Origin of the sequence: Streptomyces actuosus (assembly GCF_016921115.1) — a bacterium.
GTDB lineage: Bacteria > Actinomycetota > Actinomycetes > Streptomycetales > Streptomycetaceae > Streptomyces > Streptomyces actuosus_A.
Genome location: NZ_JAFFZS010000012.1, coordinates 171,901 through 191,203 on the forward strand (window position 1 = coordinate 171,901; position 19,303 = coordinate 191,203).

The 19,303-nt window shown below is 71.5% G+C and carries 12 protein-coding genes and 1 pseudogene; 6 read left to right on the forward strand and 7 right to left on the reverse strand.

Annotation, left to right across the window (positions count from 1 at the left end; translation table 11 throughout):
* The first annotated feature begins 154 nt into the window (after window positions 1-154).
* Entirely contained in the window at window positions 155-1,072 is a 918-nt protein-coding gene (locus tag JS756_RS17735) for an ABC transporter permease (RefSeq protein WP_205384075.1), read from the forward strand.
* The gene (locus JS756_RS17740) at window positions 1,065-1,898 is read left to right on the forward strand and encodes an ABC transporter ATP-binding protein (RefSeq protein ID WP_205384076.1); all 834 of its coding nucleotides are present in this window, start codon (window positions 1,065-1,067) and stop codon (window positions 1,896-1,898) included. The genes JS756_RS17735 and JS756_RS17740 overlap by 8 nt, the downstream gene beginning before the upstream one ends.
* Window positions 1,899-2,182: 284 nt before the next feature.
* Here JS756_RS17740 and JS756_RS17745 read toward each other — a convergent pair whose 3' ends face one another.
* Window positions 2,183-7,159 carry an NAD-glutamate dehydrogenase gene (locus JS756_RS17745; protein WP_205384077.1) on the reverse strand — a complete coding sequence of 1,659 codons (4,977 nt, stop codon included), beginning with the start codon at window positions 7,157-7,159 and terminating at the stop codon, window positions 2,183-2,185.
* A gap of 756 nt (window positions 7,160-7,915) precedes the next feature.
* Here JS756_RS17745 and JS756_RS17750 point away from each other — a divergent pair.
* Window positions 7,916-8,482 (forward strand): DJ-1/PfpI family protein, encoded by a 567-nt coding sequence (locus JS756_RS17750; RefSeq protein WP_205384078.1) that lies wholly within the window; start codon window positions 7,916-7,918, stop codon window positions 8,480-8,482.
* A 378-nt stretch (window positions 8,483-8,860) separates the two neighbouring features.
* On the opposite strand, the gene JS756_RS17755 is transcribed toward JS756_RS17750, so the two are convergent.
* Together JS756_RS17755 and JS756_RS17760 are read right to left on the reverse strand one after the other, a co-directional pair.
* Window positions 8,861-9,532, reverse strand: a complete 672-nt coding sequence (locus JS756_RS17755) for an HAD family hydrolase (protein ID WP_205384079.1) — start codon at window positions 9,530-9,532, stop codon at window positions 8,861-8,863.
* 69 nt (window positions 9,533-9,601) lie between these two features.
* Window positions 9,602-10,085: pseudogene (locus JS756_RS17760) on the reverse strand (DUF6912 family protein).
* A gap of 336 nt (window positions 10,086-10,421) precedes the next feature.
* Here JS756_RS17760 and JS756_RS17765 point away from each other — a divergent pair.
* Window positions 10,422-11,021, forward strand: a complete 600-nt coding sequence (locus JS756_RS17765) for an Rv3235 family protein (RefSeq protein ID WP_205384080.1) — start codon at window positions 10,422-10,424, stop codon at window positions 11,019-11,021.
* Between the two features lie 222 nt (window positions 11,022-11,243).
* Here JS756_RS17765 and secA read toward each other — a convergent pair whose 3' ends face one another.
* Window positions 11,244-14,057 carry a preprotein translocase subunit SecA gene (gene secA / locus JS756_RS17770; protein WP_205384081.1) on the reverse strand — a complete coding sequence of 938 codons (2,814 nt, stop codon included), beginning with the start codon at window positions 14,055-14,057 and terminating at the stop codon, window positions 11,244-11,246.
* A gap of 268 nt (window positions 14,058-14,325) precedes the next feature.
* Between secA and JS756_RS17775 the strand changes: the two genes are divergently transcribed.
* Window positions 14,326-14,910 (forward strand): GNAT family N-acetyltransferase, encoded by a 585-nt coding sequence (locus tag JS756_RS17775; protein ID WP_205384082.1) that lies wholly within the window; start codon window positions 14,326-14,328, stop codon window positions 14,908-14,910.
* A gap of 229 nt (window positions 14,911-15,139) precedes the next feature.
* A complete protein-coding gene (locus tag JS756_RS17780; RefSeq protein ID WP_205384083.1) occupies window positions 15,140-16,312 on the forward strand; it encodes a winged helix-turn-helix domain-containing protein in 1,173 nt (390 codons plus the stop codon).
* A 66-nt stretch (window positions 16,313-16,378) separates the two neighbouring features.
* Here JS756_RS17780 and JS756_RS17785 read toward each other — a convergent pair whose 3' ends face one another.
* The 3 genes from JS756_RS17785 to JS756_RS17795 form a co-directional block, all read right to left on the reverse strand.
* The gene (locus tag JS756_RS17785) at window positions 16,379-17,122 is read right to left on the reverse strand and encodes a response regulator (protein WP_205384084.1); all 744 of its coding nucleotides are present in this window, start codon (window positions 17,120-17,122) and stop codon (window positions 16,379-16,381) included.
* Window positions 17,123-17,355: 233 nt separating this feature from the next.
* Window positions 17,356-18,048 (reverse strand): ribosome hibernation-promoting factor, HPF/YfiA family, encoded by a 693-nt coding sequence (gene hpf, locus JS756_RS17790; RefSeq protein WP_438817322.1) that lies wholly within the window; start codon window positions 18,046-18,048, stop codon window positions 17,356-17,358.
* Window positions 18,049-18,364: 316 nt separating this feature from the next.
* Window positions 18,365-19,273, reverse strand: coding sequence for a ComF family protein (locus tag JS756_RS17795; protein ID WP_205384085.1), 909 nt, complete (start codon window positions 19,271-19,273; stop codon window positions 18,365-18,367).
* Window positions 19,274-19,303 lie beyond the last annotated feature (30 nt).

The following is a 19,303-nucleotide window of genomic DNA, read 5'->3' on the forward strand; positions in this document are numbered from 1 at the left end:
GATCGGCCTACGCTCGCGTTGCGACGATACGGTCCCGTCCCGACGTAAGAAAACGGTGAGGAGACGCGTGAGGTCGCCCGGACGACGTCCCGGCGACCGGCCCCCCTCCTTCCGGCACATCACCACCCCCCTCCACCGAACGAAAGCAGCGGATGTGAGCCAGGTCCTCCACACACCGCCCCGGCAGGCCCCCACGGCCGACGACCTCGACCTGGCGGCGCTGGCCGCCCGCCACGGCCTGACCGTCAGCGGCGCCCGCCCGTCCCTGCCCGAGTACGTGCGCCAGCTGTGGGCCCGCCGCCACTTCATCACCGCCTTCGCCACCGCCAAGCTCACCGCCCAGTACAGCCAGGCCAAGCTGGGCCAGGTCTGGCAGGTGATGACCCCGCTGCTGAACGCGGCCGTGTACTTCTTCATCTTCGGTGTGCTGATCGGCACCAGGGACGGCGTGGACGACTTCGTGCCGTTCCTGGTCACGGGCGTGTTCATGTGGACGTTCACGCAGAACTCGATCATGGCGGGTACGCGCGCGGTCTCCGGCAACATCGGCCTGGTGCGCGCCCTGCACTTCCCGCGGGCCGCACTGCCGATCTCCTTCTGCCTCCAGCAGCTCCAGCAGCTGCTGTTCTCGATGATCGCGCTGATCGGCATCCTGCTCTGCTTCGGCGTGCCGGTCGCGACGTCCTGGGTGCTGGCCGTGCCGGTCCTGCTGCTGCAGTCCGGGTTCAATGTCGGCGTCACCATGGTCATGGCCCGCCTGGGTGCGAACACCCCGGACATCGCGCAGCTGATGCCGTTCATCCTGCGCACCTGGATGTACACCTCGGGCGTCATGTGGAGCATCGACGCGACGCTGCGCAACAGCAACATGCCCGAGTGGGCGATCACGGCGATGCGGTGCCAGCCGGGCGCCGTCTACATCGACCTGATGCGTTTCGCGCTGATCGACAGTTTCCACGCCGACCACCTGCCCCCGCACGTGTGGGCGGTCGCGGCAGGCTGGGCGGTGGTCGTCGGCATCGGCGGCTTCATCTACTTCTGGAAGGCTGAGGAGACCTACGGCCGTGGCTGAGCAGACCCTCGCACGCACCCCCGAGCAGACCCCCGCCCCCGCCGCCACCCCGGCCGGGGAACCGATCCCGACCGTCGTCGTCGACGGCGTCGACATCGTCTACAAGGTCAACGGCACCGGCTCCGGCCGCGGCTCCGCCACCGCCGCCCTCAACCGCATCATGCGCCGCAAGGAGGCCGAGAAGTCCTCCGGGGTGCGCCGGGTGCACGCCGTGAAGAACGTGTCGTTCGTCGCCTACAAGGGCGAGGCGGTGGGCCTGATCGGCACCAACGGCTCCGGCAAGTCCACCCTGCTCAAGGCCGTCGCCGGCCTGCTCCCGGTGGAGAACGGCCGGATCCTCACCGACGGCCAGCCCTCCCTCCTCGGCGTCAACGCGGCCCTGATGAGCGACCTGACCGGGGAGCGCAACGTGTACCTCGGCGGCCTGGCGATGGGCATGTCCCGCGCCGAGATCAAGGAGCGGTACGAGGACATCGTCGACTTCTCGGGCATCAACGACAAGGGTGACTTCATCACCCTGCCGATGCGCACCTACTCCTCCGGCATGTCCGCCCGCCTGCGCTTCTCCATCGCCGCGGCCAAGAACCACGACGTCCTCCTCATCGACGAGGCCCTGGCCACCGGCGACGCCAGGTTCCAGAAGCGCTCCGAGGAACGCATCCGCGAGCTGCGCAAGGAAGCCGGCACGGTGTTCCTGGTCAGCCACAGCAACGCATCGATCCGCGACACCTGCGAGCGGGTGCTCTGGCTGGAGCGCGGCGAGCTGCGTATGGACGGCCCGACCGACGAGGTGCTCCGGCAGTACGAGAAGTTCACCCGCCGCTGATGCGGTGCCCGGGCGGGCGAGCCGGTGAACCGTTCCGGTCGCGGCACCGGACCGACCGGCATACGGCGAGGGGCGCCCCGATCACGGGGCGCCCCTCGCTGTACGGGCCCCTCGCGCAGGGACCGTGCGTCTTCTTCCTGCTCGTCCTTCTTCTTCGTCCACCACGGCCCCGATCGGGTCCGTGGTGGACGAAGTACCGCCCGCTCACGGCCCCGAGCGGGCCGTGAGGGTCTTCCTGCCGCCGGGCTCGTGCGGCACGGGCGCGCCGCACGAGCCCAACCGGCTCAGGAGTGCTGCCGCAGCAGCGTCCGCATGGTCCGCATCGCCACCGACAGATTGGCCAGGTCGAACGCGTCCGAGCCCTGGATCTCCTCCAGCGTCGTGCGGGCCCGGGAGAGGATCGGCGCGTTCTTCTGCTCCCACACCGTGAACCGCTGGTCCGGCGTCGAGGTGCCGTTGCCCGCCGCCAGGATGTCGGCCGTCAGGGCCGAGTGGCAGGCGTACAGGTCCTCACGGATCGCGGCGCGGGCCATGGACTGCCAGCGGTCGGCCCGGGGAAGCTCGATGATCCGGTCCATCAGCTTGCTGATGGAGAGCCGGTCGGCGAGGTCGTAGTACACCTCGGCGACGTCCAGCGGCTCCCGGCCCATGCGGTCGGCCACCGAGACGATGTCCAGCGCCGGGAAGGCCGAGGAGAAGCCGGCCACCCGGGTCGCGAGCTCGTCGGGCACTCCGACGCCGGTCAGCTCCTCGTGGATCTGCTCGTACCACTCCAGGTCCGCGCCCCTGAGCAGCTTCGGCAGCTCCTGCCAGACCTGCTCGACACGCTCGGCGAAGAAGTCCACCGTCTCCTGCAGCTGGATCGGCTGCGGCCGGTTGTTGAGCAGCCAGCGCGTGCCGCGCTCCACCAGACGGCGCGAGTGCAGCCGGATCCGCGTCTGCACGTCGGCCTCGACCCGGTTGTCGAGGGCCTCCACCCCGTCCCACACCACGGCCGAGCGGAAGATCGCGCGGGCCGCGGTCTGCGCCCGGACGATCTCCTCCAGCGACGCTCCGGTCTCCTCGCGCAGGCGGTGCAGGTAGGTCGTGCCGCCCGTGTTGACCGTGTCGTTGACCAGCACGGTCGTGGTGATCTCGCGGCGCAGCGGGTGGCTGTCGATCCCGTCGGCGAACTGCTCGCGCAGCGCCGTCGGGAAGTAGCAGTTCAGCAGACCCCGCAGGTAGGGGTCGTCCGGCAGCGAGGTGTGCAGCAGCTCCTCGGCGACCGTGATCTTCGTGTAGGCCAGCAGTACGGCCGTCTCGGGCCCGGTCAGGCCGTGGCCGGTGTTCAGGCGCTCGCGGATCTGGCGGTCCGTCGGCAGGAACTCCAGCGCCCGGTCCAGGTGGCCCTCGCGCACCAGGTGCTTCAGGAAGCGCTGCTGGGCGTGGAGCATGTCCTTGGACTGGGCCAGCGCGTTGGCGATCGCCGTGTTCTGCGCGTAGTTGTTGCGCAGGACGAGGCTGCCGACCTCGTCGGTCATCTCGGCGAGCAGCTTGTTGCGCTGCTTGACGGTCATGTCGCCTTCCGCGACCAGGCCGTTGAGCAGGATCTTGATGTTCACCTCGTGGTCGGAGGTGTCCACACCGGCACTGTTGTCGATGGCGTCGGTGTTGATCTTGCCGCCGTGCGTCGCGAACTCGATGCGGCCGAGCTGGGTCAGGCCCAGGTTGCCGCCCTCGCCGACGACCTTGACGCGCAGGTCCCGGCCGTCGACGCGGATCGCGTCGTTGGCCTTGTCCCCGACGTCGGCGTTCGACTCGGCGGAGGACTTGACGTACGTGCCGATGCCGCCGTTCCACAGCAGGTCCACCGGCGCCTGCAGGATCGCCTTCATCAGCTCGGCCGGGGTCACCTTGGAGACCTTGGTCTCGATGCCGAGGGCCGCGCGGATGTGCGCGTTGACCTGGATCGCCTTGGCCGAGCGCGGGAACACCCCGCCGCCCGCGGAGATCAGGTCGGTGTTGTAGTCGGCCCAGCTGGAGCGGGGCAGCTCGAACAGGCGGCGGCGCTCGGCGTAGGAGGTGGCCGCGTCCGGGTCGGGGTCGATGAAGATGTGCCGGTGGTCGAAGGCGGCGACCAGGCCGATGTGCTCGGAGAGCAGCATGCCGTTGCCGAACACGTCACCGGACATGTCGCCGATGCCGACGACCGTGAAGTCCTCGGTCTGGGTGTCCACACCCAGCTCGCGGAAGTGCCGCTTGACCGACTCCCAGGCGCCGCGGGCGGTGATGCCCATGCCCTTGTGGTCGTAGCCGGCGGAGCCGCCGGAGGCGAAGGCGTCGCCGAGCCAGAAGTTGTACGCCTGCGCGACCTCGTTGGCGATGTCGGAGAAGGTCGCCGTGCCCTTGTCGGCCGCGACCACCAGGTAGGTGTCGTCCTCGTCGTGCCGGACGACGTCCGCCGGGGGCACGACCTCGCCGGCCACCATGTTGTCGGTGATGTCGAGCAGCGCCGAGATGAAGGTCTTGTAGCTGGCGATGCCCTCGGCCAGCCACGCGTCCCGGTCCACGCTCGGGTCCGGCAGCTGCTTGGCGACGAAGCCGCCCTTCGCGCCGACCGGCACGATGACGGTGTTCTTCACCATCTGCGCCTTGACCAGGCCGAGGATCTCGGTGCGGAAGTCCTCGCGCCGGTCGGACCAGCGCAGACCACCGCGGGCGACCTTGCCGAACCGCAGGTGGACGCCCTCGACCCGCGGCGAGTACACCCAGATCTCGTACGCCGGGCGCGGTGCCGGCAGGTCCGGGATGGCCTGCGGGTCGAACTTCATCGAGACGTAGTCGTGCGGCCTGCCGGCCGCGGCCTCCTGGAAGAAGTTGGTGCGCAGGGTCGCCTTGATCACGGTCAGGAACGACCGCAGGATCCGGTCCTCGTCGAGGGAGGCGACCTGGTCGAGCGCGGCGTCGAGCTCCTCCAGCAGGGCGTCGATCAGTTCGAGCCCGGCGCGCTGCCGGTCGGGCGACATGCGCGCCTCGAACAGCGAGACGAGCAGCCGGGTGGTGTGGACGTTGTTGCGGAGGGTGTCCTCCATGTAGTCCTGCGAGAAGGTGGACCCGGCCTGCCGCAGGTACTTCGCGTACGTCCGCAGCACCATGGCCTGCCGCCAGTCCAGCCCGGCGCTCAGCACCAGCTGGTTGAACCCGTCGTTCTCGGCCTTACCCGTCCAGGTCGCCGAGAAGGCGTCCTGGAAGCGCTCGCGGGCGTCGTCGCCGACGTAGGCGCCGTCGGCGGCACCCTTCTGCGTCTTCGGCATGCGCAGCCCGAAGTCGTAGATCCAGGCGTTCTTCGTCCGGTCGGTGCAGCGCAGCTCGTAGGGCCGCTCGTCCATCACCTCCACGCCCAGCCGGTTCAGCACCGGCAGCACGCGGGACAGGGAGATGGCCTCGCCCCGGCGGTAGATCTTGAAGCGGCGCTCGTCGGGCGCGGCACCCACCGGCTCGTACAGGCTGAGCGCGAAGTCCGGGCCGGTCGTGCCGTCGCCGAGGCCCTCCAGGTGCGCCAGGTCGGCGACCGCGGAGCGGGGGGTGTGGTCGGCCTTGTAGCCCTCGGGGAAGGCGTTGCCGTACCCGCGCAGCAGCTCGGCGGCCCGTTCCTCGCCGAACTCGGCGCCCAGCGCCTCGGCGAACCCGTCGGCCCAGGACCGGGCGGCCTCGACCAGGCGAGCCTCGATGCGCTCCTTGTCGCTGTCGCTGAGCTCCGGCAGCTCGGTGCCCTGCGGGACGCGGACGACGAAGTGCAGCCGGGAGAGGATCGATTCGGTGTTCCAGGCGGTGAAGTCGACGCTGATGCCGCCGAGCTCCTCCTTGAGGATGTCGATGATCCTCAGCCGCACCCCGGTGGTGTACCGGTCGCGCGGCAGGTAGACGAGCGCGGAGTAGTAGCGCCCGTACTCGTCCTGCCGCAGGTAGAGCCGGAGCCTGCGGCGTTCCTGGAGGTACAGGACGGAGGTGACGATGGCCCGCAGCTCGTCGACGGGCGTCTGGAACAGCTCGTCGCGCGGGTACGTCTCCATGATCTGGAGCAGGTCGCGCCCGTCGTGGCTGTTCGGGGAGAAGCCCGCGCCCCTGAGCACGGCGTCGACCTTGCGCCGGATCACGGGGACGCGCAGCACCGATTCGGTGTAGGCGGCGGAGGAGAACAGTCCGAGGAAGCGCCGCTCGCCGACGACGTTCCCCTCGGCGTCGAACTTCTTGACCCCGACGTAGTCGAGGTAGGAGGGCCGGTGCACGGTGGCCCGGCTGTTCGCCTTGGTCAGCACCAGCAGGTTGTGCTCGCGCGCCTTGGCCCGGGCATCGGCGGGCAGCCGCTCGAAGGACGGGCTGACCGGGTGGCTGTCTTCACCGGCGTGGTGGGGGTCGGCGCGCAGGATGCCGAGGCCGGTGCCCGGGACGGCGGCGAGGGAGTCGTCCTCCCGGAGCTCGTACTCCCGGTACCCGAGGAAGGTGAAGTGGTCCGTGGCGAGCCAGCGCAGCAGTTCCCGCGCCTCCTCGACCTGCTGCTCGGGCACATCGCCGGGGGTGGGCTCGTCGGGCAGGGCCTCGGCCAGGCGGGTCGCCGCGTCCCGCATCTTCTCCCAGTCCTCGACGGCCTCGCGGGCGTCGGAGAGCACCCGCAGCAGATCGGCGGTGATCTGCTTCAGGTCGGAGCGGTCGGTCTCACGGTCGATCTCGACGTGGATCCAGGACTCGATGTGCGCGTCGTGGGGCAGCTCGCCCGCCGGGCCGGAGGCCAGCAGTTCGATGAGCTTGCCGGTCACGTCGCGGCGCACCACGACCTGCGGGTGGATGACGACGTGGATGCCCCGGCCCTGGCGCGTCAGCTCGTTGGTGACGGAGTCCACCAGGAACGGCATGTCATCGGTGACCACCTCGACGACGGAGTGGCTGCACGTCCACCCGTTCTCCTCGACCGTCGGGGTGTGGACCCGCACGTTGGCGGTGCCCTGCGGCCGGTTCTCGGCGAGCCGGTAGTGCGAGTACGCGGCCCCGAAGACATCGACCGGATCGCGGTCACCGAGGTCCTCGGGAGCGGTGTGCAGGTAGTAGCGCTGGAGGAACGCGAGTACGGACTTACGGTCCGAGGCGCCCTGGGTGTCCGGGGTGTCCGGAGAGCCCTCGCCCGTCGTCCCGGTCGGTAGGTGCCCCCCGACCGGGCTGTTCTCAGCGACCCGGGCCGCCCGTTCGAGCAGCTCGGCCTTTGCTTCGTCCAGCTTGGTCTGCATTGTCCTCTGGCTCCTGTCGCGCGCCGTTGCGTGACGTTGAAGGAAGTACGGTCTCTTCCCTTGCGACGTGACGCCGAGACGCGGGGTGTCCGGTCTGCTCCGACGCTATGCCGCAAGGAGAGATGAGCGGGGGGTTGTCGGCCATTTTCAACACGCCCGTAGCATGTGACGCCGCTCGCGGCCCCACCGAACTGCGGATCCGACGCGGTGTCCCGGGAGCCCAAAAGGCCCCCTCCCACCCGCGAAGACCAGCGACCACCGCCCGGACACGGATGTTCTCCACGTCTTCCGGGCGCAGGGCAGGGGCAACAGCGCCCCCGCGAGATATCGCGCTGATCACGCCACCAAGGCTATCGCTCCCTACCCGGGGCTCGTCATGAGCCGTATGTGTACAAAACCCGGGCCCGAAGTTTGACGTTCTGCACAGGCGCGGCGGGGCGCCGAAGGTGCCGCGGGGCGCCTGTGCCGCGTGCGGCGGGAGACGGGACGCCGGGCGGGGCCGTCCGAGCAGCGCGCGCACCGGTTCCGGCCGCCCCGTCACGGGCGGCCCACCGGACGGCCGGGCGGGGGCCGCACCGGGCCGGGGGCGCCGGGCGGGCCCCTGCGGCAGGAGCGCCGCACGCGGCGCACGGCACTCGGCGCGCCGCGACCGCCGTACGGGGGAAACCGGGGTGCGAGCCGTGCACTGGACGCCGCCCTCCCCACCGGGCACGCTGAAAGCACCGCAGGTGCACGCACCCCGAGGGGAGCCGTCCCATGCCCGCGAAAGTCCTCATCGTCACCGGCGACGCCGCCGAGTCCCTGGAAGTCCTGTACCCCTACCAACGCCTCCGCGAGGAGGGCTACGAGGTCCACATCGCGGCCCCCGCCCGCAAGAAGCTCCAGTTCGTCGTGCACGACTTCGAACCCGGTTTCGACACCTACACCGAGAAGCCCGGCTACACCTGGCCCGCCGACCTCGCGTTCGCCGACGTGGACCCCGGCGAGTACGTCGCGGTCGTGATCCCCGGCGGCCGGGCCCCGGAGTACCTCCGCAACGACCCCGAACTCCGCAAGATCCTCAAGTCCTTCTTCGACGCGGACAAGCCCGTCGCCCAGATCTGCCACGGCCCCTTGCTGACCGCCGCGATCGACGGCCTCACCGGCCGCCGCGTCACCGCGTACCCCGCGCTGGAACTGGACATGCAGTCGGCGGGCGCCACGTTCCAGGACGCCGAGGCGGTGGTCGACGGCACCCTCGTCTCCTCCCGCGCCTGGCCCGACCACCCGTTGTGGATGCGCGAGTTCCTCAAGGTCCTGCGCGCCAAGGCCCCGGTGACCTGACCTGCCGCACCGACGGTGAGGGGCGGCCCCCACGCGCCTCGTGGCGCGCGGAGCCTCGTGGCGCGCGGACCGGTCGACTGCGGGCCGGATCCCGCCCGGACCGCCCTCCCGCCGCACGGCGCCGGCGGGGTACCGCGCGGTGCGGCGCGGCGCGCGGATCGCTGCCGTGTGGGGAGCGGGCGGGCGCCGGACGGCACGGCGGGCCTGCCGGTGGCGGGCGCCGCGCGGGCTCCGGGACAGGTTCGGGGCGGCGGTCGCCGTGGCAGGCACCGGCGGACGGCTGCGCCAGGCGTCGCGGTGGGTGCCGGTCCGGCGGCCCGGCGCGGCGCTCTCATGCAGGGGTGCGGCGCCCTCGTCCGGGAGTGCGGCACGGCGGGCTCACGCCCGCAGGTCCTCCGCCAGCGCCACGGCCTCCGCCAGCGTGTCCACCACGGGGACCCCCGCGCCCTCCAGGCTGGCCCGGCTGTGCGAGCCCCCGGTGTACAGCACGGCCCGCGCGCCTGCGTGCCGGGCGGCGAGGGCGTCGTCGGCGGCGTCCCCGATCACCACCGTCCGCGTCGGCTCCACCCCGTGGAGCGCGAGCTCCCGCAGGTGCCGCACCATGTGCTCGGCCTTGCTGCCCCCACTGGGACCGGTCCGCCCGTCCACGCGCAGGAAGTGCTCCTCGATGCCGAACCGGCGCACGAGCGGTATCAGCTCGTCGTGCCCGTACATGCTGAGCAGGGACTGGCTACGGCCTGCCGCGCGCCACTCGGCGAGCAGCAGGCCCGCACCCTCGGTGAGCGAGCACCGCACCCGGTGCTCGGTGTAGTACCGGTGGAAGGTGTCGTCCATGACCTGCCATTCGGCCTCGGTCGGCATCCGTCCCAGCAGCCGCTCGTAGAACTTCGGCACGGGCACGCAGTAGAGGGCCCGGTAGCGCTCCAGCGTGATCGGTTCCAGCCCGAGATCGGCGAACGCCGCGTTCGTCGCCCCGATGATCGCGTCATTGTCGTGGAACAGCGTCCCGTTCCAGTCCCAGACAATGTGCGAGGTGCCGTGCGTGCCCATACCAAGAACGTACCCGGGCCCGCCGGCCATCAGGACACCGGCGGGGTCGGTGCGGGGTCCGCGGACCGCTCAGGCGACGAGGTCGGGGATCTCCTGGGTGGCGAACCACAGCATTTCGTGGTCCTCGGCCGCGTCGACCGTGAGCTGGGCGTCGCCGTCCCCGGCGTCCGCCGCCGCCAGCGCTCCGGCCGCCGCGGCGACGTCGCCGTCCGCGTCCGCGGCGTCGACGTGCACCGAGGCCGCCTTCGCCAGCGGGACCGGCCCGGCCACCCGCACCTCACCGGGTGCCGCGGCGTCCGGCCCCCCGTCGGGGCCGGTGCCGGTCGCGCCGTCGGGCACGTCCACGGCCACCACGACCCGCCGCCGCGGCACGCCCGGGTCGGCGGCGAGCAGGCGCAGCGAGGCCAGCGCGGCCCGGCCCAGCGCGGCGTACTCCAGTTCCTCGACGTCGTCGGAGAGGTACCACGCCCGCCCCGGACGCCGCGCTCCCCAGCTCACCCGTCCTGTGGGCCTCGGCGAGACCGGAGAGGGTCAGGGGGACGTATACGCGCATGGCTGGCCGCTTTCGTGTCGGAGGCTCCCGGGGTCCGGAAGGAGCGGCAGCGCGCCTCCGGAGGGCCTTCAGGATACGTGCGGGGGTCCCCCTTCGAGTTCGCGCCCGCACCGCGGAGAGCGTCCACCCCGAGCCCGCGATTCACCCGGTGCGCCCAGGCGGGCACCGGCCCGCTCCCACCCCGGCCACCCTGATGAGTGAACCTTCCGGCGCCGCCGGACCGCGCCGCCCCTCACTTGCCCCGCCCATGACTCTGCGTACAGGATCCTCACGGAAAGTTACCGTCGGGTACGGGACCGAGCGGCCCGGCCCGGGCTCATCGAAACGGGGATGCGCATGAACAAGGTCATGACCAGGACGACGCCGCTCCGCGCCGGCACCCGGCCGGCGGGCCGCCGCGACCCGAGCCGCCCCGGCGGCACCCCGCCCCGCACCCCGGGCGGGGGCGGGACCGCGGCATCGGCCGGGGACGGCCGCCGACCGGGTTCTCCCGGAGCGGCCCCCTCCCGCGCCCGCACCAGGCCGGCCGACACCCGCCCGCCCGCGCCGAACGCCCCCGCCGCGACCGGCGTCCCGGCCCCGCGGAGCGCCCGCGCCCTGCCCACCGACCTCTTCGCCGAACGGCTCCTCGCCGTCCTCAGCGGCGGGCGGCCGGTCCACTCGCTGCTCGGCCACACGGCGGGCCGGGCCTACGACGACCTCGCCCGGCTCGCCGAACGCGGCCCCCTGCGCACCACCCGCGGCATCCGCCCGTTCGTCCGCGACATCGGCTACTACGTGGTCGGTCCCGACGCCGTGGAGGCCTTCGCCCGCATCGGCGCCGGCGACCGACTCCGCGCCATGGCCTTCCGCCTGGAACGCGGCCAGGACCTCCGCTGGCGCTGCACCGCGGTCGAACTGGGCGCCGCCCGCGCCCCGCAGCGCCACGGCGCCTGAGCGCCCCGGCGGGAGCGCCCGGGAAGACCCTCCCGGCTCCGGCGCTCAGGGCCTCGGGCAGCGGCCCGGCACCAGGCCGCGGGCACCGGCCGCCGGGCTGCGCGCGGCGGCCCGGGACCCGACCGCGGGCAGCGTGCAGCGGCCCGGACGCACGAGGGCCGGGCACCGTCCGGTGCCCGGCCCTCGTCTCTCCCCGCTCACCGACGGAGCGGGGAGCACACGTCACTTCTTGCGGCGCCGCCCGCCCCGCGACTGCTTGCGGCGCTCGGCACGGGTGAGGCCGTCGGCCTCGGAGCGGACGGGCTCGTCGTCACTGGCGAAGTCGCCCTCGATGACGCCGCCCTCGCCGTCCACGGTCGGCGCGGAGAAGTGGAGGTTGCGCTGCTGCGGGGCGTCGAGCCCCTTGGCGCGGATCTCCGGGCGCGCGCCCGCCTGCGCGGGCACCGTGTCCTGCACGCCCTCCGCCACCGGCGCGGCCTCCTCGACCGGGACCTCCTCGACCTGCTGCTCCACCTGGACCTCCAGGTTGAACAGGTAGCCGACGGACTCCTCCTTGATGCCGTCCATCATGGCGGAGAACATGTCGAAGCCCTCGCGCTGGTACTCCACCAGCGGGTCCTTCTGCGCCATCGCGCGCAGGCCGATGCCCTCCTGGAGGTAGTCCATCTCGTAGAGGTGCTCGCGCCACTTGCGGTCCAGGACCGACAGCACGACCCGGCGCTCCAGCTCCCGCATGATCTCGGAGCCGAGCTGGGTCTCCCGCGCCTCGTACTGCTCGTGGATGTCGTCCTTGATGGACTCGGCGATGAACTCGGCGGTGAGTCCGGCCCGGTCGCCGGCCGCCTCCTCCAGTTCCTCGATGGTCACCTTGCACGGGTAGAGCTGCTTGAAGGCGCCCCACAGCCGGTCCAGGTCCCAGTCCTCGGGGAAGCCCTCGGCGGTCTCCGCGCCGATGTAGGCGTCGATGGTGTCGTCCATGAAGTGCTGGACCTGCTCGTGCAGGTCCTCGCCCTCCAGGACGCGGCGCCGCTCGCCGTAGATGACCTCACGCTGCCGGTTGAGGACCTCGTCGTACTTCAGGACGTTCTTGCGGGTCTCGAAGTTCTGCTGCTCGACCTGCGACTGCGCGGACGCGATCGCGCGCGTGACCATCTTGTTCTCGATCGGCACGTCGTCCGGCACGTTGGCCATGGACATCACGCGCTCGACCATCTGGGCCTTGAACAGGCGCATCAGGTCGTCGCCCAGCGAGAGGTAGAAGCGCGACTCGCCGGGGTCGCCCTGACGGCCCGAACGGCCGCGCAGCTGGTTGTCGATGCGGCGCGACTCGTGCCGCTCGGTGCCCAGCACGTACAGGCCGCCGAGGGACTCGACCTCTTCCTTCTCGGCCTGGACGGCCTCCTCGGCCTTCTCCAGGGCCGCGGGCAGCGCCGCCGCCCACTCCTCGATGTGCTCCTCGGGGTCGAGGCCGCGCTGGCGCAGCTCCGCCTCGGCGAGGTCCTCCGGGTTGCCGCCGAGCTTGATGTCCGTACCGCGGCCGGCCATGTTGGTGGCCACCGTCACGGCACCCCTGCGGCCGGCCTGCGCGACGATCGACGCCTCGCGCTCGTGGTGCTTGGCGTTGAGCACCTCGTGCTGGATCCCGCGCTTGCTCAGCTGCTGCGACAGGTACTCCGACTTCTCGACGGACGTGGTGCCGACGAGGATCGGCTGACCCTTCTCGTGCTTCTCGGCGATGTCGTCGACGACCGCCTCGAACTTGGCGACCTCGGTGCGGTAGATGAGGTCCGACTGGTCCATGCGGACCATCGGCCGGTTGGTCGGGATCGGGACCACGCCGAGCTTGTAGATCTGGTGGAACTCGGCGGCCTCGGTCATCGCCGTACCGGTCATGCCGGAGAGCACGTTGTAGAGGCGGAAGAAGTTCTGCAGCGTGATCGTGGCGAGCGTCTGGTTCTCGTCCTTGATCGGCACGGCCTCCTTCGCCTCGATGGCCTGGTGCATGCCCTCGTTGTAGCGGCGACCGGCGAGGATACGGCCCGTGTGCTCGTCGACGATCATGACCTCGTCGTCGATGACGACGTAGTCCTTGTCGCGCTTGAACAGTTCCTTGGCCTTGATGGCGTTGTTCAGGTAGCCCACGAGCGGGGTGTTCACCGACTCGTAGAGGTTGTCGATGCCGAGCCAGTCCTCGACCTTGCTGACACCGGACTCGTGGATCGCGACCGTGCGCTTCTTCTCGTCGACGTCGTAGTCGCCGGTCTCCTCGATGCCCTTGAGCGGGTTGCCGGGCTCGCCCCGCTTGAGGCGCTTGACCAGCTTGGCGAAGTCGCCGTACCACTTGGTGGCCTGGTCGGCCGGACCGGAGATGATCAGCGGCGTACGGGCCTCGTCGATGAGGATGGAGTCGACCTCGTCGACGATGGCGAAGTTGTGCCCGCGCTGCACCAGCTCGTCCTTCGACCACGCCATGTTGTCGCGCAGGTAGTCGAAGCCGAACTCGTTGTTCGTGCCGTAGGTGATGTCGCACGCGTACTGCTCGCGGCGCTGGGCCGGCGTCATGTTCGCGAGGATGCACCCGACCTCGAGACCGAGGAAGCGGTGGACGCGGCCCATCATCTCGGAGTCGCGCTCGGCCAGGTAGTCGTTGACCGTGACGATGTGGACGCCCTCTCCGGAGAGGGCGTTCAGATACGCCGGCAGCGTACCCACGAGGGTCTTGCCCTCACCGGTCTTCATCTCGGCGACGTACCCCTTGTGCAGGGCGGCGCCGCCCATCATCTGGACGTCGTAGTGCCGCTGACCGAGGACGCGCTTGGCGGCCTCGCGGACGGTGGCGAACGCCTCGGGCAGCAGATCGTCGAGGCTCTCCCCGTCCGCGTACCGCTGCTTGTACTCATCGGTGAGGGCCCGCAGCTCGGCGTCGGAGAGGGCGACGAAGTCCTCTTCGATGGAGTTGACCTGGTCCGCGATGCGGTGCAGCTTGCGCAGGATCTTGCCTTCGCCTGCACGCATGATCTTCGAGAGGACGGACACGGGGGTTGGTCTCCTTGCCGGTCGGGCCTGGGACGGTCGATTGCGATGTGACTTGCTGAGCAACGGCCATCGTATGCGAGGACCCCGCTGCGCCGGGAGCCTGCCGTCAGGAGGCGTGACCGCTGCTGCTTCTGCCCTCCTGAGGGGACAACGTCCGAGGCCCGCGGATGGTGCCGGATCGCGCCGGGGAATTGTGCGAATCGTGACGGTGCGTTCACGCACGGCAAAGGAATGGCGCACGCCTCCCGCCCGCGAGCAGAATCGGCCGATGGAACCCGTCACGCTCACCACCGACCGCCTGCTGCTGCGCGCGGTGGGGCCCGAGGACGCCGACGCCGTGCACGAGGCCGCCCAGGACCCCGACATCCAGCGCTGGACCACGATCCCCTCGCCCTACCTCCGCGAGCACGCCCGCAGCTTCACCGAGCAGCTCGTCCCCGACGGCTGGGCCGACGCGTCCGTGTTCACCTTCGGGGTCTTCCTCGCGGACGGGAACGAGCTGGCGGGCGTGATCGGCCTGACGATGCGCTCCCTGGGTGTGGCCGAGGTCGGCTTCTGGGCCGCCGGGAAGCACCGGGGCCACGGCTACGTCACCGAGGCCACCGTCGCCGCGTCCCGCTGGTGCTTCACCGCGGTCTCCGTCGACCGCGTCGAGTGGCGTGCCGAGGTCGGCAACCACGCCTCGCGAGCCGTGGCGGAGCGCGCCGGCTTCACGATGGAGGGCACCCTGCGCTCCGCGGTCAACAACAAGGGCGTCCGCCGGGACTGCTGGGTGGGCTCCCTGCTCCCCTCGGACCTGGGCCTGCCGTCGACGGCGCCGTACCTGCCGCCTCCGCCGCGGACGACGGTGTAGGGCATGCGCCGCCGGGCGTTCCACGGGGCCGGGGGACTGCCACATGCGGCGGGGTACTGCCGTACGGTGCCCGCCCCGGAGGCGGCGGCTGCCGCGGGGTTCCCGCGAGGACCGGGCCGCGGCGCACGGCCCCTCCCGGCGCGAGCCCCGTGCATCGCACCCCGCTTCCAGCGGCGCCGCTCTCGCCGGCGCCGCTCGCTTGTCAGTGGCCCCGCTTATCGTGCCGTCCATGACCACCCCGCGCCCCACTGTCGAACTGTCGGCCGACGAGGCCCGCCGCATCGTGCTCCGCGCCCAGGGGCTCCTCGGCGCTCCCGCCCGCCGCGCCGGCGTCCGCGGCGTCCTCCGCCACCTCGGCGCGGTCCAGCTCGACACCATCTCCGTCCTGGCCCGCTCCCACGAGCTGATCCCCTACGCCCGGCTCGGCGCGGTGGGCCGCAGGACCGTCGAGGACGCCTACTGGACGGACACGCACGCCTTCGAGTACTGGTCCCACGCGGCCTGCATCCTCCCCATCGAGGAGTGGCCCCACTTCGCCTTCCGCCGCCGCGCCTACCGCGACCGGCCGCACTGGCACCACGAGCTCCCCGACGGCGCCTACGAGCAGGTCGTCAAGCAGCTGCGCGCCGAGGGCCCGCTGACGGCCACCGAGCTGGGCGGTGCGAAGCGGACCAGCGAGTGGTGGGACTGGTCCGGCTCCAAGGTCGCCGCGGAACGCGCCCTGATGTACGGCGAGGTGGTCTGCGTCGAGCGCCGCGGCTGGAAGCGGGTCTACGACCTCGCCGAGCGCGCCGTGCCCGCCGCCCTGCTGCACGACGAGCTCGACGACGCCGAGTGCCTGCGCCGCCTGGTCCGCCTCGCCGGCCGGTCCCTCGGGATCGGCACCCGTGCGGACATCGCGGACTACCACCGTCTCAAGGGCGAGCAGGTCGACGCGGTGATCGCCGACTCGGGCCTCGTCCCGGTCACGGTGGCGGGCTGGGGCAAACCGGCCTGGGCCGACCCGGATGCCCTGGAGTCGGTTCCGCGCGGCCGGCACCGCACCACGCTGCTGTCGCCCTTCGACTCCCTGATCTGGGAGCGGGCGCGCACGGAGCGGATCTTCGGCTTCACCCACCGCCTGGAGGCGTACGTCCCCAAGCCCAAACGGGTGCACGGCTATTTCGCGATGCCGGTCCTGGCCGGCGGCCGGCTGGTCGGCCGGGTGGACCCGGCACGCGAGGGGCGCACCCTCGTCGCCAGGCAGGTCACCCTGGACGGCCCGAAGGCGGTCGGGGCGGTGGCCGAGGCGCTCGTCGAGGCGGCGAGCTGGGTGGACTGCACGAACGTCCGCGTCGAGCGCGTCGACGATCCGGCGCTGCGCGAGCCGCTCACCGCGGCCCTCGCCCGTGCCCTGACCTGACCTGGCCTGACCTGGCCTGGCCTGGCCTGGCCTGGCCTGGCCTGGCCTGCGGCAGGTTGCGGCGGGCTACCGGATCTCCAGGATCTTCTCCCGCATCGCGTACACCACGGCTTCCATCCTGGAGTGCAGCTGCAGCTTCTCCAGGATGTTGCGGACGTGGTTCTTCACGGTGTTCTCGGAGATGAACAGTTCCTTGGCGATGTCGCGGTTGTTCATCCCGGTGGCGACGAGCTTGAGGACCTCCAGCTCGCGGTCGGTCAGCCGGGGCGCGGGCACCAGGCGCCGCTCGTCGGTGCGCTGGATCATCGACTTGAACTCGGTGAGCAGCTTCGAGGCCATGGAGGGGCTGATCTGCGACTGGCCGTCGGCGACCGCGCGGATGGCGGTGGCCACCTCGTCGGTGGAGATCTCCTTCAGCAGGTAGCCGGTCGCACCCGCCTTGATCGCGTCGTAGAGGTCGGCCTCCTCGTCGCTGATCGTCAGCATGATGATCTTGGCGCTGGGTGCGACCTCCTTGATGGAGGTGCAGGCCTCGATCCCGCCCCGCTTCGGCATGCGGACGTCCATCAGCACGATGTCGGGCAGCAGGTCCGCGGCCTTGTCGACGGCCTCGGCGCCGTCCCCCGCCTCCCCGACGACCTGGATGTCCTCCTCGGCCGCGAGCACGATCTCCAGGCCACGGCGGAACAGGGCGTGGTCGTCCACGACCAGGACTCTGATCGGCTCCGCGCGTGGAGAGCCCGCTTCCGGGCCCGTGCCGACGACGCCGTCGGCACCCTCGTCCCGCATCGGTCCGAAGCTGTCCGCCATCGTTCCTCCCCCTGAGGCTGTGGCCTGTGGTGCTGAGCCATCGCCAACCCAAGGCGCCGGCCCACCGGTTGGACCGTTGCCGCCATGATTCCATGCCCGGACGACAACGCGGTGACCCCACGGTGGGCGAAGGGGCGCACACGGGTGTCCAGGGTGGTCCAGGGGGCGCACGCCGGTGCCCCTGGGGCGCACGCCACGCTCCAGGGGCACCGGCCCAGCTTGTCGTCCGGAAGTCAGCCGCCCAGCGTCCCGCCCGCGCCGGGCGTCGGCACCTGGGTGACCATCGTGTCCGTGCTGAGGTGGATCACGCCGTAGTCGTAGGCGTGGCGTCGGTAGACGACACTGGGCTCCTTGGTCTCGGAGTCGACGAACAGATAGAAGTCGTGGCCGACCAGTTCCATCTCGTAGAGGGCCTGGTCGAGCGTCATCGGGGAGGCGACGTGCGTCTTCTCGCGGACGATGAGAGGGCCTTCGCCCTGCACTTCCAGCGAGCCGATCTTCTTGGTGGGCACGCTGTCCGGCTCTTCCGCCGGTACGGGTTGGCCGTTCCCGTTGAGCGTGGCGACACCCGGGACGTGGTTGGGGACCTCTGCTGCCGGGAGCCGTCGGGCTCCGCGGCGGGTGTAGCGCTTGTCGTGCTGCTTGCGCAGCCGGGCGTCCAGCTTCTCTGCAGCCAGGTCGAGTGCCGCGTACGGGTCGCTGGCCGCTGCCTCCGCCCGGATCACCGGACCGCGGGAGCGGAGCGTGATCTCCACTCGGTCGCAGCGGTCGGCCTGTCGGGGGTTGGGCTCCTTGGACACCTCGACGTCGAGGCTGATCACCTTGCCGTCGAGCTTCTGGATCTTGTCCAGCTTCAGCTTCTCGGCCACGTGCTTGCGGAACCGCTCGGGCACCTCGGTCTTGCGGCCCTTGACGACGATGTCCACGCAGAACTCCGTTCCCGGATCACTCCGCTTCAGTGACGGAGCATCTCCCTTTTGCACCAAGCTCCGGTGAGTGCCGGAACCTCGGACTCGGTGACTTTCACCTCCTCCTCCCCCACGGGCAAGATCTCCACCCCCAGCGCTGCGCGTCGATTGCCGAAACCCGCAGCACGGCATTCGCATATGAGGGGTATGGCCTGCGCCTTTCCCTCACAACCGAACATATCTCGCCCGCCCGGATGTCGTCACCCTCTACCGCTACGTACCTCCGTTCAGGTGAATTACCCCTCTCATTACCTGCAACGATGCAACTCAGCTGTCAGTTCCGGCACTTCTCGAAAGCATCGGGGGAAGCAGCGACCACCGCGGCGCCCGCGGCGCCGGCACCCTCGGCTGCCTGCACGCCCGCCCGGACGGCCGTACGCACCGCACCCCGCTCCGCCTCCCCGTCGCGGGGTTCCCGTCCTCTTTCCCGGCCGGTCCGCTCGTACACACCCGACACGGCGCCCCCACCCGGCCCGCCCGCTCCCGAACCTCCCGGCCCCTGCCCCGGTCCGCCGACGCCGTCGGCGCCCCCCGCGTACCGCACGGCCCGCACGGCACGCGCGGCCTCCGCGAGCGAGGCACCCGTCGTCATCACGTCGTCGACGAGCACGACCGCGCCCGCGGCCAGTAGCCCGCCCGCCCCCGGCACCACCGCCAGCGCGCCCGCGAGGTTCCGTTGCCGCTGCTGGAAGTCCAGACCCGCCTGGTCGGCGACGGGGCGCCGTTGCCGCAGCGCGCCGATCACCCGTGCCGGCACCCCGCGACGCCGCAGCTCGCCCGCGGCGGCGAGCGCGATCCGGCGCACCGGATCATGACCGCGCGCCCGCACCGCCCGGCGCGCGGACGGCACGGGAACCAGCAGCACCGGCGTGCCGCCCGAGGCCGCAGCGGCACCCGGTCCGGCGAGCACCGCCCTCGCCAGCGCCGCGCCCAACGGCGCCCCCAGGGCCAGGGCTCCCCGTTCCTTGTGGGCCAGCAGCATCGCCCGCACCTGGTCCTCGTACCGGGCGGCCGCGTGGACGGCCGGCAGACCGAGCGGCTCCGGCACCGGCTCCACGCGGCGCGGCACGGCCCCGCTCAGGGCCGCACGGCACTCGGGGCAGAGTGCCGTGCGGGGCCTTCCGCACCCTCCGCACTCGGCCGGCAGCACAAGATCGGTGAGGTCCTTCCACCACCCCCGCATGGATTCCACTGTGCCGACGTCCGCACGCCC

Bases quoted from the DNA above. Each gene is read 5' to 3' on its own strand.
- JS756_RS17745 (WP_205384077.1), bottom strand. From the start codon at position 7,159: ATGCAGACCAAGCTGGACGAAGCAAAGGCCGAGCTGCTCGAACGGGCG.
- JS756_RS17750 (WP_205384078.1), top strand. From the start codon at position 7,916: ATGCCCGCGAAAGTCCTCATCGTCACCGGCGACGCCGCCGAGTCCCTG.
- JS756_RS17755 (WP_205384079.1), bottom strand. From the start codon at position 9,532: ATGGGCACGCACGGCACCTCGCACATTGTCTGGGACTGGAACGGGACG.
- JS756_RS17765 (WP_205384080.1), top strand. From the start codon at position 10,422: ATGAACAAGGTCATGACCAGGACGACGCCGCTCCGCGCCGGCACCCGG.
- JS756_RS17775 (WP_205384082.1), top strand. From the start codon at position 14,326: ATGGAACCCGTCACGCTCACCACCGACCGCCTGCTGCTGCGCGCGGTG.
- JS756_RS17780 (WP_205384083.1), top strand. From the start codon at position 15,140: ATGACCACCCCGCGCCCCACTGTCGAACTGTCGGCCGACGAGGCCCGC.
- JS756_RS17785 (WP_205384084.1), bottom strand. From the start codon at position 17,122: ATGGCGGACAGCTTCGGACCGATGCGGGACGAGGGTGCCGACGGCGTC.
- JS756_RS17795 (WP_205384085.1), bottom strand. From the start codon at position 19,273: ATGCGGGGGTGGTGGAAGGACCTCACCGATCTTGTGCTGCCGGCCGAG.